The following is a 17,587-nucleotide window of genomic DNA, read 5'->3' as shown; positions in this document are numbered from 1 at the left end:
TGAACTAATCTTAAATTCCCGAAAGGGATAACCAAGGAGGAGGTAATGAAGCATCTATTGATTGCTCTAATGGCGGCTTGTGCATGGTTGTCTTCCACTTGTGCCGTTGCTGCTTATGTCGAGTTTGATTTCAGTGGTAGTGAGGCTTACGACGATGGCAGTGGTGCCTATGATCGTGCTGTTGTCGGCAACTTATATTGGGATATAGATCAAGCGGTGATTGTCGCTGGAAGAGCGGCGGTGGCTGATACGCTATTTGTCTTTGACGCCGCATCCGGAATGGGAACGACCCACCTTCACGATGCTCGTTTCTTTGATTTCGGCATGTTCATTGAATTTGATGTCTTGATGGTGAACTACTGGAATGCGAGTGATCAGTTACAGCTTGAGTACATTCGCTACGAGGTGCCTATCGGTGATCCTTACCGGCCTTGTGTGGAGGGGCCGTTTACCGATTGCTTTACCAATGGCGTGGATGACCAATATGTGTGGCAAAACGCCTATGATCAAGATGGCATACTTGAAAGTAACTATGTGACGGCAATAAGCGATTACGCTGATGGTGCCCATGGTTGGTTGTCGTTGGCTTCTCCTTGGCGGGATGGCTGGCGGATAATTGATGAGTTGCCTGATCTGGTTGCTAAGCGGGTGCCTGTGGGGTCTGTGCTACCACTTTTTGCTCTGCTAGCGCTGGGATCTATTTCCTTGCGAAAGTCTGTGTAATAAATAGCTTTTGATTCATTGGTGATTTATCAGCGCGTCAGTCTGGCGCGCTTTTTTGTCTCTAGTTGCATAAAGTCCCCATTTGTTTTCCCCCATAAAATAGATTTTCCTTTCACTCTGGAGCTGCGCGTATGCAGTGTCTGACTGAGCTACATCGATCCTAGCCATGCTTCTTGGCTGATAAATGAACGATGCTATATCGCCGGTGGATTTACTTCGCTTTCCTATTGGGGCGGTTTCTTGTCGCGATTTAGATTAATTATGTCGCTAACTTCGCTCCAGCCTATCGTTAGCTCATTTATTAGTTATTCATTATGTTGATGTTATTAGATTTTTTGGGTGAATATTGTTTTGTGATTCAAATCATTAAATGTTATTAAATTGTGACGCGAATCACTTTGGCTGTGTTGGAGTAGGGCATTGCAGGCTAAGGCATACCTCTGTTCTTTATCGCTGTGTTTCAGGTGTATTCGGCGTTCGGTGTTTTTTGTTTTTCATTTTTTGTTAGGAATCGGAATGAATTTGTTAAGCGGTTATTCATTTGGTGTCGGTGCCTTGGTGTCGAAATCTTTGCTGGCGTTCATCACGTCACTACTCTTTTTATCTCCCATTGTCAGTGCTACTACTTACGAACAAGGGTATGGCTATACCCAACAGCACGGGTTGCAAGAATTTAGCGTCAAGGTTGAGCATACCGAGAGCGGCAATGTTCGTTATCTGTTGCAAGGGGTGACTAAAGATGGCTATCTTTTTGAATCACGCTTTGGTGGTGGTCGAGGATCTTACGGCACCATAGGTAATGGCTCGGTTGTTTATGATGGTAACCAAACGAATGTTTGGAATGACAACATCTATGTTGATTACAATGATCAGCGTGTTGATACCACTTATCCCGCCGTTTTGTTGGACTTGCACTGGAGTCTGGAAAAGACCTTAGACTTCTATAAGTTGATGGGTAGGGATGGTGTGATTGAAGCTGATCCTAATTTCGTCATCCGCGGTAATATCTCTTCAACTTGTAACCAATACGGTGAAGCATCCACCCGTTCTAACAATATTTGCTTTGGTAAGCCATCTAACAGCAACGGTGATCAGCCTCACCGTGTCACGTTGGACATCGTCGCGCACGAAGTGACTCATATCGTGGATTCTTCAATCTATCTGGCTGCGGGCAGAGAGGTGGGTTTCTACGAAGGTTTTACCGATCTTTTTGGTACGGCTGTAAAGCGCCACTATCTTGAAGATGCCAGCTATCGTGTAGGTGAAAACAACTTTGCTGGCGGGGTGCCGTATACCTGCGGTACAGAAAGTTCACGACTGCGTGATTTGAGTGCGCCTGTGGTAACGACTTATCGCGGCCAATCTTGGCTAGATAACCAAAACTGCGTCTATGCCGTCGGCTCTCTGATCGGTCATTGGTACTATCTGCTTTCTGAAGGCGGCTCGGGTACCAATGAGCTAGGTAACACATATCAGGTGGACGGCTTTGGCGATAATCTGACGGGCGCCCATATCGCTTATCAGTCATGGGTTAACTTCGATTCAAATACCTTTATGGATATGCCCACTTATGCAGCGTTTAGCGTACAGCAAGCCGAACTCTTGTATGGTGAGAAAGGCGTGAACACGACCTGTGCAGCTTGGTATGCGGTCGGTGTGGACGTGGAAGCCTGTGACAACGATGTTGATCCAATGCCAGAGCCTGTGGCGGTTGAGTTTAGTTGCGCGAACGGTCATACCCAGATGGGCCAAAATGTGTATGCCGTAGGAAATGTGGCTGAACTTGGTAACTGGGATCCGAGTAAGGCCTTCAAGCTGGAGCCAACAGACTATCCAACCTGGCGTGCCTCATTGGCGGGTTTTGCGCCTAATCAAGCCATCGAATGGAAGTGTATTAAGCGTGATCTTGGCGCTGTTGAATGGCAGGGGGGTAGCAATAACACATTGACTACGCCAGCTAGTGGTTCAGTTGCCACCCAAGGCAGCTTCTAGTTTACTTTAGCCCTCGGAGCGTGACCTCCGAGGGCTTTGTTATTATTGTCCCAAATCGAACAAAATTTCTCCATTCGTCTCTTCGCATACAATACGTTTTCTTTTTATTCAGTAAGTTACCTACGGAACACGCCTTGCAACTGTTCAGTGTTTAATGAACCACTGAAGAAGGAAGTGCACTATGGCGACAGTCTATTTTTCGTCTCCGACCATGCGTAAGAACAAAAAGGTGACTGCGGTTGCTGGTAAACGTAATGCCCTACTAGGTTTGGCAGAAGAGAACGGTATTAAGATCCCCTGTGAATGCCGTGATGGCGAGTGTGGATCGTGTTTGGTGAAGGTGACGCATCTTGATGGTGATCGCGTGAAGGCGGTGATGCTGACCGACAAAGAGCGTTCCGTGCTTAAATCTGTGGGTAAATTGCCACCCCATGAAGCTGAGCGCGCGTCAGTCCATGATGTCCCCCCAACCTACCGTCTTGCCTGTCAGACAATCGTCACCGATGAAGATTTGTTGGTTGAATTTACCGGTGAGCCTGGTGGAGCGTAATTAGATAGACAATACGCAGGTTGTTTAATCCAGAAGTCGCTGATAGGCGACTTCTTCTTCCTTGGCGATCACAGTGTGAGCAAGCGCAAATATTCATTCATATGAGACTAAAACTACACTCTTAAGATCAAGCATTCGACGGTTGCTCCCCCCCATATTTTCCACCTTCGAGTAGAGTGCTGTAAGCGGCGCAAGCATCAGTATATTTGATGGTCATCATCTCGCGATGAGATCAACAAACTAACATGGTGAACGGTTTGCGTTTGGTGGCTATTTTCAGGAGTGTCTGATGTTCAACAGTAATAGATTCAAAATGGGGAGCGCGGGTTTGTTGCTTACCCCACTGGCATTGCTTATGTCTGGTTGCGGCGGCAGTAGCGGTGGTGGTGATGATCCCGAACCACCCGTTCCAGATTCATTTACTGTTTCAGGCACGGCCACCGGGTTGCCGGATTTTGGGCTGCTTACTGTTTCATTGAATGGCGGTTTGTCAGAGCCGGTACTCGTCGGTAATGCCAATGACCTGTCGGGCACTTTTCGCTTTCCGGATCGCTTTCAAGTCGGTGATAACTATGAGATCAGTTTGAGTGAACTGCCATCTCGTACGACTTGTATTGTTGAGAACGGCAGCGGTGTTATTGCGGAAGCTAACATCGAAAACATTGTTGTTAGCTGCGAAGCGGTCCCCCTAGCGCCGAATGAAAGAACCTTAACGGGAACGATTTCTGGTTTAGATGACAACACTAACGTACAGCTATCGTTGAATGGCGAAGAGTTTTTAGACGTCAACCACAATGGCCGCTTTATGTTCCAGAGCGCTATGGTTGATTTCCAGAACTATGAGATTGATGTTGAGCGAGATCCAGCCCGACAAGAGTGTGAGATTGAAAATGGCGAGGGAGTGATTGACGGTGACAATATCGTTGATATTGCTGTTCGTTGTGAGCAGGATGATTCTGCCTCTGTTTTTGCAACAGACCGCCTGCATCGCTTCCGCATTACGATGACAGCCCAAGAGTGGCTGGCATTCGTACTGGACACCGAGCGAGCACGTTATACCAATCGGGATGCCCATGGCTGGAGTTTGTGGAATTTGTGGACCCACAGCGAAGTCTATCGTGAAGTCAGTCTGGAGTATCTTGATGATAACGGCGATGTGATCGAACAGTTAGATCACGTGGCATTCAAGATGCGCGGAAACACCAGTCGCCAATGGCCTGAAGAGTGGTATCAGCAGGACGATGACAGCTGGACGGCGAAGCCTCGCCGGTTCCATTTTTCATTGAAGTTTGACGAAGAGTTTGATGACGACGAAAGCGTGTATGCCTGTATTGACGATGACGGTCAACCTGCCGCTGTGAACAATGGGCATTGTAATAATCGTGTTGGTCGCGACGTGCCTGAAGTAACCGCGAATGACGGCCGAGAATTCAACGGCGTCGAGAAACTCTATTTTAAATTCAATAAAGACGATCCAGGCTATCAGCGCGAAATGTTAGCGCATGACGTGCTTAATAGCGCAGGTGTACCGACCGGACGTATGGCCCATGCCAGTGTTGAGTTAGTGATCACGGGTGAGCAGGGTGAAACCCTGTATGACCGGCCATTACCTCAGGTATACAACATGGGCGTGTTTATGATGGATGAGCCTATCGACAAGCCCTATCTAAAACGCTACTTCGGCGAGAATGGTTACCTGTTCAAAGTGGGCGGAGGTGATCTCAGCACCGCGGATGCGGCGAACCCGAACTGTGTACCTTATGAGGATGGTTCCGGCTACATCAATAGTAATTTCTGTTTAATTGGTGTGGAGAAGTCAGACCCTGATGACAGAGAAGATTGGTTAGGCACGGCCAATTACCTAAATCCTGACTACGTGAATAGCGATATTAACGATCAAGGTGGCATGGCGTCGCAGTTCGCCCCTTATCGCCCCACTTATGATATGAAGAGCAAGAAGAAGTCGATTGCTGATGCCAGAGTCGATTTGCAGAACTTCATGACTTTTGTACAGGGACGCCCCAGTGTTTCTCGTTTAGCTGAAGAGTTTGATATTGATGGTTTTGTGCGTGCGCAGGCGGCTGATATCGTTATCGGTGCGGTGGATCATTATGTCCGCGTTGCCAATAACTACTATCTCTACCTCAACCCTCTGACCGAAAAGTGGACGTACTTGACCTACGACTATGATTTCAACTTCCGTGACAATCATCCAGTGGCGTGGGGAAGTAATGTCGAAGCGTTTCAGAATGTGGCAGGTAGTTATGCGCTCCCTGGCACAGGTGAAAGAGATTGGCACAGCGAACGGATGTCAGGTGTGACACCTGTTTTGTGGGATATTGTGTTTGCTGAAGCAGTCTATCAGCGCCGACTTCTGCAGGAGATCAAGCGCATTCTTGATGCCCAGATGGATTGGGATAGCCAGTTGGCGCCTAAGCTCAAACAGCGTCGTGAAATGATCGAAGCGGTAGTATTGGCCACAGACGCTGCACATCCGCAAGGCTGCGAACAGATCTACGACCGTCGTGCGATTGATGCGGATGCAGGGACTGAACTGTGTGATGCGGGCGACGTATCGATGAAAGTGTTTATGCAGCAAAAAGTCGCCGCACTGCGTGAGGAGTTAGCTAAGCATGGCATTGAATAGTGCTGCGTAACTTACTGCTGTTGTTTACTAAAAACACCGTCTTGTTGTTAGCATCAAGGCGGTGTTTTTTTATGGCTGATTGGTGTTTTCTTAAGTTTGATAGTCAGTTATCGGCAAAGATGTTCGATTAACTGATGTACCCAGCTAGCTGCTCGCTGGTGGTATAGCAGGTAAATCTGTTCATTGCAGGTATAGGGGCAATTGGTCACCTGCACCTGTTGCAGTTGCCATTCCCGAAGGAGAAAGTCCGGCAGATAGGCGACCGCCTGGCCGCTTCTCACCAGTTGCCCGATCACCGCATAATCGTTGACGACCCAGCCAATTTGGCGGGGAAACAGCTGTTCATTCCAGCCATCGCATCCCTGCCCACGGGCTTCACCACAAAAAGGCGATATATGTGGCGTCGCGAAAGGATATTTTAAAACCTCTTCCGCATTGGCTGCCCGTGATATCCCTTTGTTCGACCGGCGATCCCGCAGCGCTTGCGCCAGAGGATGGTTGCGGCTGATCGCTGTTTGCATGGTTAACGAGCCGAGAGGCTGGCTCATTATATGGTCCGGCAGTGATTTGAGCTGGGTTCCTGTAACCAAAGCAAGGTGCACGTCACCCTGTTTTAGGCGTTGTAACGCCTGTTGTTCAAACAGTGTGTCGACCTCCAGCGTGCTGGCCGCAAGTTGCTGACGCAGGCAGCGACTGATTGGGCTAAGCCAACGATATTGAAGGATGGCTGGAGCCGCAATTCTGCATATTAGCGCCGTCGACGAGCGGTTTAGTGCTCGTTTGGTTTGGTGTGCCAGTTCAACTAATTCTCGGGCTTTGGGTTGAAGCTGTTCACCATGTTGATTTAACCGCAGGCTTTTTCCTACGCGGTCAAATAGTGATACCTGCAGTGATGCTTCCAAGCGCTTTAATGACTTAGATAGAGCACTCGGGGTGACATTAAGCGTAATTGCGGCCTTCTGCAGACTATTCGTTTGGGCTATGAGTAAAAACTTCTCTAAATCTGCTATTTCCATATCGTTGTTAAAAACTCTTTATTGGAAACGATTTGGACTCGATTTTAGCTTAATCTCGCCATGGTTATTAGTGTGGGTGTTTGAATTGGTGAGGGGATATCTGATGGGAAAGCGTAAATTGTGCCGCGCGGCAGTGGCGGGGAGCTGTGTTGCTTTGATCTGCTGGTTGTTGGCGGGTGGCTCTGCGATGGCGGGTAGTGTAAATCATGCATCTGTGACTGCTGGCCATGATCATTCGGTAGGCATTCACGGCATGGTGTTGGTTAAAGTGGCAGATGTTTTTTATGCTTCTCATCTGCCGCTGCATGGTAGCAAACACGCACATCAGATCATTATGGCAGTGGATATCGAGAGTTTGCCGCCCGATTTTATTAATGCACTGAATAGTCAGCAACTGGTCACTCTCGCTCCGGAGGCGTTCTCGCTAAACCAACTACAGGCAGGAGAGCTGTTGCAATTTCAAGCCACGCTATATCTTGGGCATTTTGAGCGCGGTGGCCAGCCATTTAAAAAACAGGTCACAGTTAAGGTCGCAAGTCGGTTGCTGATGACAGCGTTACATGATGGAGAAAATGGGTCCTTTTACCAAGTAGAGCTAAACAGAGATCATGCCCTGTTGGTACACCGTATCGGACAACGACCAAGCTTTGATCAAATTATCTGGGTCAGTCGTCGCGCCCCTCTTTTGCGGCCTGAGCCGCCTATGGAAGTGCAACGTGAAGTCGATGAGGCCGCTAGTGTGCCGTTATATCGTTTATCTAAAGGCGGTAAATTGACTCGCAGCGATGCCGAGAACGGATTGCCGGGGTGGCGTTGGCAAGCAGAACTGTATCTGGAAACAAGGGATTTTCAATAAGCGCAGCGTTGTCTATAGTAGGCCGCTTAATGTTATTAGCCTTCCATTTGATCTGAGTTCAGGTTTGAAACTAAGGCGCGGGGATATGCTCAACAGGTTAAACCGCACCTTCACTCCTGTATTTTTCAGTCATGAATGGCGGTACCAAGTTGTATTCGCTGTGCTTAAGGTCCAGCAGAGACACAGGCATAGCTAGCCAATAAAGGTGGATACAACACCCTTTAAGAGGACTATATTCCAGTGAGAACCAAACTATTAACCCTTGCTGCAGCCGTTGCTGTGGCAGCAGGATGCTCAGACGTGTCAGAACCGAAACAGCCGCAAAGTGTAGATATGCCGGTCGAAGTAGCCGAACAGGTTGCCGGAGTGGTGGAATCTAACCCGCTGATGTCGATCAGCCCACTGCAGTACCAAGCGCCACAATTTGATCAGATAAAAAACGAGCATTTTAAGCCAGCGTTAGTGGCAGGTATGGCAGAGCAGTTGCAAGAAGTTGATGCCATAGCCAATAACCCTGAGCCTGCCACATTTGATAATACCTTGGTGGCACTAGAAAAAACCGGTGCGTTGCTCAATCGCGCTTCTCTAGTGTTTTATAACTTGGCAGGCTCCAGCAGCAACGAAACCATTCGTGCCATACAAGGTGAGTTAGCGCCTAAGATGGCTGCCCATCGCGATGATATCTATCTCAATAAGGCGCTGTTTAAGCGCGTTGACGCACTGTATCAACAGCGAGAAAGCCTCGGTTTAGATGCAGAATCGTTACGTCTGTTAGAAGTTTATCACCGTGATTTCGTGATGGCTGGGGCGCAGCTTAACGATGCGCAACAGCAGCAGATCCGTGATCTGAACGAACAGGAAGCGACCCTGACTAACAACTTCCGCCAAATGCTGATGGCACAGCGTGATGAAACCGCTGTGGTTGTTGATAGTGTGGACGAGCTGGCGGGGTTGAGCGAAGGCCAAATCGCCATGCTCAAAGCGGCGGCTGATGAGAAAGGTTTAGACGGCAAGTACCTGATTTACATTACCAATACGACACGCCAGCCGATCCTGACCAATATGGATAATCGTGCGTTGCGTGAGCGAGTATGGCAGGCGTCTGTTAATCGCGGTATCGCGGGTGAGAATGCCACTTATCCATTGGTACAGCAGTTAACCGCATTACGTGCTGAAAAGGCTAAATTGCTCGGTTTTGACACCTGGGCGGATTACCGTTTAGCGCCTGCCATGGCTAAAACGCCACAGGCGGTACGTGACATGTTCAGCTCGATGGTGCCAAAAGTGGCTGCCAATGTTGAGCGTGAAGCTGAAGCGATCCAACAAATGATCGTTGCTAAAGGCGAAACATTTAAGCTGCAGCCGTGGGATTGGGCGTATTACGCCAATCAGGTGCGTGCCGAGCGTTTTGCGCTGGATGAATCAGAGGTGAAAGCTTACTTCGAATTCAAGAGCGTACTGGAACAGGGCGTGTTCTTCACCATGAACAAGCTGTTTGGGGTGACGTTTAAGCCACGTCCAGATCTGCCTGTTTACCATGAAGATGTGCTGGCGTATGAAGTCTTTGATGATGACGGTAGCAGCCTAGCTATCTTCTATGGTGACTATTTTGCCCGTGAAGGTAAACGTGGCGGTGCCTGGATGAGCGCCTTTGTGAAACAAAGCGGTTTGCTCGAAGCAAAGCCGGTCATTGTTAACGTGATGAACATTGATAAAGCGGCCGCGGGGCAGCCAACGTTGGTGAGTTATGATCATGCAACCACCATGTTCCATGAACTGGGCCATGGCTTGCACGGTATGTTCTCTGATGTGAAATACCCAAGCTTGTCTGGCACCTCAGTGAGCCGTGACTTTGTTGAGTTCCCATCCACCTATCAGGAAGATTGGGCAGCAAATCCAGAGGTACTGGCGAACTATGCTCGTCACTATAAAACTGGTGAGCCGATGCCAAAAGCCTTGTTGGATAAAGTGCTAGCGTCACGCAGCTTTAATCAGGGTTACGACACCATGGAGTACATGGCCGCGGCCTTGCTGGATATGGAGTGGCATTCATTAGCCGTTGACAGCAAGGTGGAAGATGTCGCCGCGTTTGAAGCGGACGCGTTGGCAAAGAATGGCGTTAAGCTGGATTATGTATTGCCACGCTACCGTTCGGGTTACTTCTCCCATGCGTTCCCTGGCGGCTATTCCGCTAGCTATTACGCCTATATGTGGAGTGAGATCCTGGCAGCTGACGCGTTTGCGTATACTCAGCGCAGCGGTGGTTTAAACCGCGCCAGTGGTGATAAATTCCGCAAACATGTGTTGTCGGTCGGTAATAGCATCGATCCTATGGAAACTTACAAAGCGTTCCGTGGTGAAGCCCCTAAAACAGCAGCGCTGTTAGAGCGTCGCGGTTTGTTATAATGCTTAACATCCTAGCCTAAACTGGCGGTGTTTGATTAAGCCAGCGTTTATTCAGCGCTGGCTTTTTTGTATTTGACGCTTTGATTTTATTGTTAGAAAAGTTCATGCAATTCAACACTGCCGATGCAAATAACGACCTTTCGCCATCAGGTTCATCATCAGTTCATTGACGTAGCTTTTCTGGATCTCGCTGTTGGCTTGTTCACGCAGTGCGAGCAGTGGCTTGAATGCGTAGTGTAGGCAGATAGCTCTGCGCTCGTGCTCTAGTTGCTCATCAGTAAGCACGTGCATCAGTTGGCTGATTCGCTCCAGATGAATAAACCACATAAGTTCAGAGGTCTCACCTGGATGGAGCGGTTGCGTTGCAAGCCAGTTTTCTAATGCAGCTTGTGCATCTTTATCTTCACCTTGAAGCACTGCCGCTGGAAGAGAGGGTTGAGCAGGTTGAGAGAGATACATAATGAGCCCCTATGTGTCGGATTTACGCGAACCAACGATCTAAAAAACAGAAAGATACGAATGATAATGATTATCATTAACTTGTTTTGAGTGTCCGTCAAGGTAACTCATCGGTTAGTTTGATCTGTCGCAATAGGCTGATGTTTTATCGTTTGGTTTGACGAGCCAGTTCAACAAAGCTCTTCAGGTGGGTGAGATCGGCATCGCTTTGTCTTATGCCCACGGCTATTTGTTTATGGATCCCTTGTTGACCAATGCTGATCGCTTCGATAGGCAGGCCTTGTGCGGTTTCTTCAAATAACCATGCGGGCAGGGCAGACACTGCTCGCCCCGCAGCCACCATCTGCAACATGATGTCGGCGGTTTCGACGGTCTTATGTTGTTTCGGCATCACTTGCGCGGGTTGGAGAAACTGGCTGAAGATATCTAAACGCTCTTTTGCTACCGGGTAAGTAATTAGCGTCTGGTCGCTTAGCATCTCTGGCGTAAGCTGCGTAACACTACTTAATGGATTGTCCTTATGCACCACTAAGACCTGCTCATATTCAAATACAGGGCTAAATAAGACGCCCTTTCGCTGGATCGGATCGGGGGTAATAAGCAGATCGATATCATGAGAGAACAGTGCGCTGATACCGCCGAACTGAAATTCCTGGCGTACATCCAGATCGACATCAGGCCAACGCTGCATGTAAGGCGAGACGACTTTAAGTAGCCAGCGATAGCAAGGGTGGCACTCCATCCCGATGCGCAGGCTGCCACGCTGACCGTCGGCAAACTGCTGCAGTGTGCGTTCAGCATGCTCGAACTGCGGTAGCAAGCGATTGGCGAGTGACAGCAAATAACTTCCCGCTTCGGTTAACTGTAAGCGTCGCCCGTGCTTTTGCCACAGCGTGACACCGGTTTTTTGTTCCAGTTTTTTGATCGCGTGAGTCAGGGCTGATTGTGTCAGGCATAGCTGTATGGCTGCCTCTGTGAGGGTGCCATGCTGATCGATCGCGCGGAGGATGTTCAGGTGATGCCGGTCAAGCATGGTTGCGATCCTTTTTATGAATTAAATTCATCTATTGATAATAAATTATCAATATTCCTCACCATTGCAAGGCTCTAGCATACGTCTATCAAATGAATATTGCTGGAGACAACTCATGATCACCACTCATAACCTCGGCTTTCCTCGTATCGGCAGCCATCGCGAGCTCAAGTTCGCACTTGAATCTTTTTGGCGCGGTGAGAGTTCTGCGAAGGATTTAACGGATACTGGTCGCCAACTGCGGATCCGACACTGGCAGCATCAGAGTAAGTTGAGCTTTGTGCCTGTGGGGGATTTCTCGTTCTATGATCAGGTATTGGACATGAGTGTGATGCTTGGTCATCTGCCTGCGCGGGTGCAGCAAAGCCAAGGCTCTGCGCTGGATAAGTATTTTCGTATTGCACGCGGCAGAACGGCAGGTGACAGCGATTGTAGCTGCGTTCGAGCAGGCGAAATGACCAAATGGTTTGATACCAATTATCACTATATTGTGCCCGAAATTGATGGTGATACTGCGTTTTCGTTGGATCCTGAACGCTTGTTGCAACAGGTTAAGGAAGCGCAGGCCGCTGGTTATCGTGCCAAGCCGGTAATTATCGGCCCAGTTACCTATCTTTGGCTGAGTAAAGTTAAAGACGATACCGATAAGTTGTCATTGCTGAGTAAATTGCTGCCGCAATATCTGGCCCTGCTGAATTTGTTGTTTGAAGCAGGGGTGAGTTGGGTTCAGATAGATGAACCGATCCTGGTGACCGAGCTTGATCTCGATTGGCAGCAGGCGTTGCAGCAAAGTTATGCTGCTTTGGCGGCTTCTCCAGCGAACGTGTTGCTGGCTACTTACTTTGGTGCGCTTAAAGACAATTTGGCACTGGCGGCATCGCTGCCCGTTGCAGGGCTGCATGTCGATGGCTTGGCTTGTGGTGATGAAGTCGATGGGTTGGTGCAACGCCTAACCAACGATCAAGTTTTATCGGTGGGGGTGATTAACGGCCGCAATGTCTGGAAGACCGATTTGAAGCAGACGTTGAACTGGCTACAACCTATTTATCAGCAATTAAAAGGACGTTTGTGGTTAGCACCCTCCTGTTCGCTATTGCATGTTCCGGTTGATCTGAGTACCGAAGCGGCGATGGATCCTACTTTGCGCTCGTGGCTGGCATTTGCGCAACAAAAGCTGGAGGAGTTGAATCTACTTGCTGTTGCGTTAACTGATGGCGAAGACAAAGTGGCACGTCAGTTGAAGGAAAATCAGCTGGCTATCGACAGTCGCCGCCAGTCTGATTTAGTTCACTGTGACGCGGTGCAGCGACGCCTGCAGGGGGTTAATGAGTCTGATGCGGAGCGCTATTCTGGCTACACTGCCCGTGCGGCACAGCAGAAAAAAGCGTTGGATCTACCGTTATTCCCTACGACCACCATCGGCTCTTTTCCGCAAACCGCAGAGATCCGCGCTATTCGCCGCCAGTTCAAAGCGGGTGATCTGACAGAGCAAGACTACAAAACCAAGGTACAACAAGAGATAGCCGCTTGTGTGGCTGAACAAGAAGCGTTGGGGTTGGATGTGTTTGTGCACGGAGAGCCTGAACGAAATGACATGGTGGAGTACTTCGGTGAGCAGCTTTCCGGTTATGGCTTTTCGAAATATGGCTGGGTTCAGTCTTACGGCTCCCGTTGTGTAAAACCGCCCATTATTTACGGTGACATTGCCCGTACTCAAGCACTGACTGTTGATTGGACAAGCTACGCCCGTTCACTAACGAACAAGCCAATGAAAGGCATGCTTACAGGTCCCGTCACTATGCTTAACTGGTCATTCGTCAGGGATGATCAATCTCGTGAACAAACCTGTCGTCAGCTGGCATTGGCTATTCGTGATGAGGTGCAAGCGCTGGAAGCTGCCGGTGTGAACATTATTCAGATCGATGAAGCGGCATTGCGAGAAGGCTTACCGCTGCGGCGCAGTGAGTGGCAGTACTATTTAGATTGGGCTGTCGGTAGCTTCCGTTTGGCTGCGAACGGCGTGGCCGACAGTACGCAGATCCATACCCATATGTGTTACTCGGACTTCAATGACATCATGCCTGCTATTGCGGCGATGGACGCCGATGTCATCACCATTGAAACATCGCGTTCCGATATGGTGTTACTGGATGCCTTTGATCAGTTCAGTTATCCCAACCAGATCGGTCCCGGTGTTTACGACATTCATTCGCCAAATGTACCGAGTGCCGAACAGATGGTTGAATTGATGCAGCTAGCGGCAGAGCGGATCCCAGCTGAACGGTTGTGGGTAAATCCTGATTGTGGTCTTAAAACTCGGCGCTGGGAAGAGGTGAAGCCAGCACTTAAAAATATGGTGCAGGCAGCAGAGCAACTGCGAGAGTCTTATGCTGAAGCAGTATAACGCCAACTTGACTCTAGATTAGTAGATACAGAGATTATGTTTATTAGAAATAACGCCAAATACTTTTGGCGTTATTTCTTTTGGAAAAGTTTAGAGTTAAGCTTTTGTATTTAATTTTACTTGTTTAGATTTTTATTTCTTACTCTCACCCTAAATCTTATTCTTGTTATTTAATTTATCCTATTTAAAGCACTCTCTGTATTAGGGTAACTTGTTGTTTTTGTTCTGTTAGCTTTATGTTGACCGAATGTTTTTAATAAGAAAGAATTATGTTTATCTGGATTCGTTTAAATATATTAATACTTATTCTAAATTAGTTTTCGTATTTATATTGCCAGATAAATAATTTCTAATTAAATGTAGGGTCTATTTATGAAAAAACTTTATGCGGGGATGCTGTTGGCGTTTGGCCTATCCTCCTCACTCGCACACGCAAGTCAGTTTAGTGATTGGCAACCGATCACTAAGGCAAAGCGAGTAAAAGTTGAAATGACTGAGTTGGCTAGCCGCTCAAGTGACGGTAGTCGTTATGCTGTCGATATTGATGCATTGAGTGATTTACTGTTAAACGTTGATGGCGACACTGTCATTACATTGCCTTTACCAGATGGCACCTTCTCAGACTTTATTTTGACTCCTTCAGATGTTTTACCTGAGTCACTCCGCAAAAAGTTTCCTAATATGCGGACTTTTACCGGCGTTGAGTCTGGTGAACCTGATAATTGGGCGCGTTTTGAAATCACACCTTCCGGTTTTCACGGCATGCTAGTACGTGATGGTGATGTGTTATTTATTGATCCTGAATATCGTAGTAATAAACGTGAATATATTTCTTATCGACGCACGGATGCGTTACCTCTGTCTGAGCAGGTGAAACAAGATCGTCATGCACCACGTTTGATCCCTCTTGCTGAACGTGCAGAGCAAATCGTGGTAGCTGCCGCGGCGGGAGATGCAGTATTAAAACGAACATATCGTATTGCTGTATCGGCTAACGGCGAGTACACGCAGTTTCATGGGGGTACTGTTGAAAGCGGCTTAGCTGCTGTCGTCACCATGATCAACCGGGTGGATGGCATCTATATGTCTGAACTCGGTATTCATTTGACACTGGTCCCTGAGAATGACCAGCTTATTTTCACAAACCCCAGTACCGATCCATTTAGTAATGATGGCGGCGATATTGATCGTAACGCCAGTGCTATCAATAGTCGTATTGGATCTAACGCCTATGATATCGGCCACGTTGTGACAACGGGTAGTGGTGGGTTAGCCTATTTGGGAGCGGTGTGTTCCAGTTATAAAGCGGGCGGAACCACAGGCAGTGGGTATCCGGTTAATGACTCTTTTCACGTAGATTACGTTGCTCACGAAATTGGTCACCAGTTTGGTGGCGACCATACGTTTAATGGTTACAGGGGGTCATGTAACGGTAACCGTGCGAGTGGCAGCGCTTATGAGCCGGGCAGTGGTAGCACGATCATGGGCTATGCCGGTATCTGTAGCGGCATTAATACACAAAACAATTCAGATCCGTTTTTCCATTCGCGTTCACTGGATCAAATCCGTAGCTACATTGCCAGTGGCGGCAATTGCTCACAGAACTCATCGACAGGTAATTCTGTGCCTTTAGTTAACGCAGGCGCCAACTACACTATTCCTGCGAATACACCGTTTACCTTGACTGGCTCGGCGTCTGATGGCGAGAGTGACACGCTCACTTATGAGTGGCAACAATTTGATCTGGGGCCGCGTGAAGATGATGCCAGTGATATTCGTGATGATGGTCAGCGGACGATCTTCCGGGCCTGGAAACCAACGAATGAACCATCAAGAACCTTCCCGAGAATGCAGGATGTGTTGGACGGTTCAACGGTACTTGGGGAGTCTTACCCTACAGCCAATCGCGATATGACATTCCGTTTGATCGTGCGAGATGGCAAAGGGGGCACACATTACGACACAACGAAGGTGACGGTTAAAAATACCGGTGCAGCCTTTGCCATGACCTATCCCAACGGCGGAGAGAGCGTGGCTGCGGGTACTCGTGATATTACCTGGAATACGGCGGGTACGTCGGGCGCACCTATCAGTTGTGCAAGTGTTGATATCGCCTTGTCTACCAATGGTGGTGCAACGTTCAGTCAGACGTTGGCTTCGGGCGTTGCGAATAGTGGCAGCGCATCAGTGGTATTTCCCAACCAGAAAGTGTCAGCTGCTCGTGTCAAAGTAAGCTGTAGTGATAACGTGTTTTTTGCGGTCAGCGCGAATGACTTTGCTATTGATTCCGATGGTGGAAGTCAGTGCCAAATACCTGCCACGCCGAATCAGCCAACTGCTGATGTCATCGATACGAATACATACACAATCAGTTGGAGCGCCGCTGCTAACGCCGAAACCTATCAAGTTCAAACCTGGAAGGAAGGCGATGAGTGGCAAGACTACTCAGTAACCGAACTAATGACAGCGACTATTTCTGATGAGCAGGCGATGTCATATGCACGTGTTATTGGTGTGAATAGCTGTGCTGAACGAGGGACAGCTTCAGCCTATGTTGAAGTCGATTTGAGCGGTGAACCATGTACCGCACCAGTGAAGCCATCAACACCGGTTGCAAGTAATGTGGGCGCAAACTCCTATACCATTTCTTGGAACGCCGTTAATGGCGCAGGGTTGTATCAAGTGCAGCGTTGGAACGATACAGCCAAGCAGTGGCAAGATTTTAGGAGCGTCACAGAGACTCAATTGACGGTAAACGATGAGACGGATGCCGTCGTCTATCTCCGTGTTATTGCGGCAAGCAATTGTGGCTCGCTCAGTGATGCATCTGGTTATGTGACGATCAATCTTGTTGTTGAACCCTGTGATGAACTGCCTGCCACAAATCGACCCACTGTCACCGATGTTGGTGGTGCGGCATATACCCTTTCATGGGGCTCAGTGAATGGTGCAGCTTCTTACCAGGTGCAAACCTGGAGTGGAAGTGAATGGCTGAACTACCAAACCACCACTGAAACCACTTTTACCGTTACAGGCGTCAGTGAGCGGACAGCCTACGCGCGTATTATTGCTATCAATGAATGCGGAGGTAGAGGTAAAGCGTCTGCCTACGCCACGATTCAGTTAACGGGAGGAGGTGATGTTTATCAGGGAGTTATCTCTAGTTCTGGCGGCAGTGTTGTTGAGCCAAACGGGAACTACTTCCAATACAACGGTGGTACGTTAACGGCGACACTGGAAGGGCCTGAAAACGCTAACTTTGATTTATACCTCTACAAGTGGAATGGTCGTAACTGGGTTCGGATCCGTGTTTCTAATAGCGGAGATTCTAGCGAATCCATCAGTTATCAAGCCGGTTCAGGTTATTACTACTATCGCGTTTATAGCACGCAAGGTGGTGGTAGTTACACTTTGAGTATCGTTAAGTAAGTTCGTTCAGAAGCGCAGCGTTATCAAGGTCGTCCCTCAATGAAGCTGCGCTTATTTTACTGTTCAGACGTC

11 protein-coding genes are annotated in these 17,587 nt (G+C 48.5%); 8 read left to right on the top strand and 3 right to left on the bottom strand.

Translation table 11 applies throughout. The annotated features are described in order from the left end of the window. Nucleotides 1-45: 45 nt before the first annotated feature. From DU002_RS13000 to DU002_RS12985, 4 genes are all read left to right on the top strand, one after another. Nucleotides 46-723 (top strand): hypothetical protein, encoded by a 678-nt coding sequence (locus DU002_RS13000; protein WP_114338821.1) that lies wholly within the window; start codon nucleotides 46-48, stop codon nucleotides 721-723. Between the two features lie 516 nt (nucleotides 724-1,239). Beyond that, the gene (locus DU002_RS12995) at nucleotides 1,240-2,715 is read left to right on the top strand and encodes a carbohydrate-binding module family 20 domain-containing protein (RefSeq protein WP_114338820.1); all 1,476 of its coding nucleotides are present in this window, start codon (nucleotides 1,240-1,242) and stop codon (nucleotides 2,713-2,715) included. 181 nt (nucleotides 2,716-2,896) lie between these two features. After that, a complete protein-coding gene (locus DU002_RS12990; protein ID WP_114338819.1) occupies nucleotides 2,897-3,265 on the top strand; it encodes a 2Fe-2S iron-sulfur cluster-binding protein in 369 nt (122 codons plus the stop codon). 289 nt (nucleotides 3,266-3,554) lie between these two features. Next, a complete protein-coding gene (locus DU002_RS12985; protein WP_114338818.1) occupies nucleotides 3,555-5,912 on the top strand; it encodes a CotH kinase family protein in 2,358 nt (785 codons plus the stop codon). Nucleotides 5,913-6,019: 107 nt separating this feature from the next. On the opposite strand, the gene DU002_RS12980 is transcribed toward DU002_RS12985, so the two are convergent. After that, nucleotides 6,020-6,928 carry a LysR family transcriptional regulator gene (locus tag DU002_RS12980; RefSeq protein ID WP_114338817.1) on the bottom strand — a complete coding sequence of 303 codons (909 nt, stop codon included), beginning with the start codon at nucleotides 6,926-6,928 and terminating at the stop codon, nucleotides 6,020-6,022. A gap of 103 nt (nucleotides 6,929-7,031) precedes the next feature. Here DU002_RS12980 and DU002_RS12975 point away from each other — a divergent pair, with 103 nt between their 5' ends. Together DU002_RS12975 and DU002_RS12970 are read left to right on the top strand one after the other, a co-directional pair. Beyond that, nucleotides 7,032-7,784 (top strand): hypothetical protein, encoded by a 753-nt coding sequence (locus DU002_RS12975; RefSeq protein ID WP_114338816.1) that lies wholly within the window; start codon nucleotides 7,032-7,034, stop codon nucleotides 7,782-7,784. Nucleotides 7,785-8,024: 240 nt separating this feature from the next. After that, entirely contained in the window at nucleotides 8,025-10,190 is a 2,166-nt protein-coding gene (locus tag DU002_RS12970; protein WP_233496496.1) for a M3 family metallopeptidase, read from the top strand. 111 nt (nucleotides 10,191-10,301) lie between these two features. Here DU002_RS12970 and DU002_RS12965 read toward each other — a convergent pair whose 3' ends face one another. Together DU002_RS12965 and DU002_RS12960 are read right to left on the bottom strand one after the other, a co-directional pair. Next, on the bottom strand, nucleotides 10,302-10,649 hold the full coding sequence (locus DU002_RS12965) for a hypothetical protein (RefSeq protein WP_114338815.1): 348 nt from the start codon (nucleotides 10,647-10,649) through the stop codon (nucleotides 10,302-10,304). Nucleotides 10,650-10,794: 145 nt separating this feature from the next. Further along, nucleotides 10,795-11,682 (bottom strand): LysR family transcriptional regulator, encoded by an 888-nt coding sequence (locus DU002_RS12960; protein ID WP_114338814.1) that lies wholly within the window; start codon nucleotides 11,680-11,682, stop codon nucleotides 10,795-10,797. Between the two features lie 115 nt (nucleotides 11,683-11,797). Between DU002_RS12960 and metE the strand changes: the two genes are divergently transcribed. After that, nucleotides 11,798-14,086 (top strand): 5-methyltetrahydropteroyltriglutamate--homocysteine S-methyltransferase, encoded by a 2,289-nt coding sequence (gene metE, locus DU002_RS12955; RefSeq protein ID WP_114338813.1) that lies wholly within the window; start codon nucleotides 11,798-11,800, stop codon nucleotides 14,084-14,086. Between the two features lie 372 nt (nucleotides 14,087-14,458). After that, the gene (locus DU002_RS12950) at nucleotides 14,459-17,515 is read left to right on the top strand and encodes a reprolysin-like metallopeptidase (protein WP_114338812.1); all 3,057 of its coding nucleotides are present in this window, start codon (nucleotides 14,459-14,461) and stop codon (nucleotides 17,513-17,515) included. Nucleotides 17,516-17,587 lie beyond the last annotated feature (72 nt).

Source organism: Corallincola holothuriorum, assembly GCF_003336225.1.
Taxonomy (GTDB): domain Bacteria; phylum Pseudomonadota; class Gammaproteobacteria; order Enterobacterales; family Neiellaceae; genus Corallincola; species Corallincola holothuriorum.
This window is presented reverse-complemented; position numbering and strand designations above follow the sequence as displayed.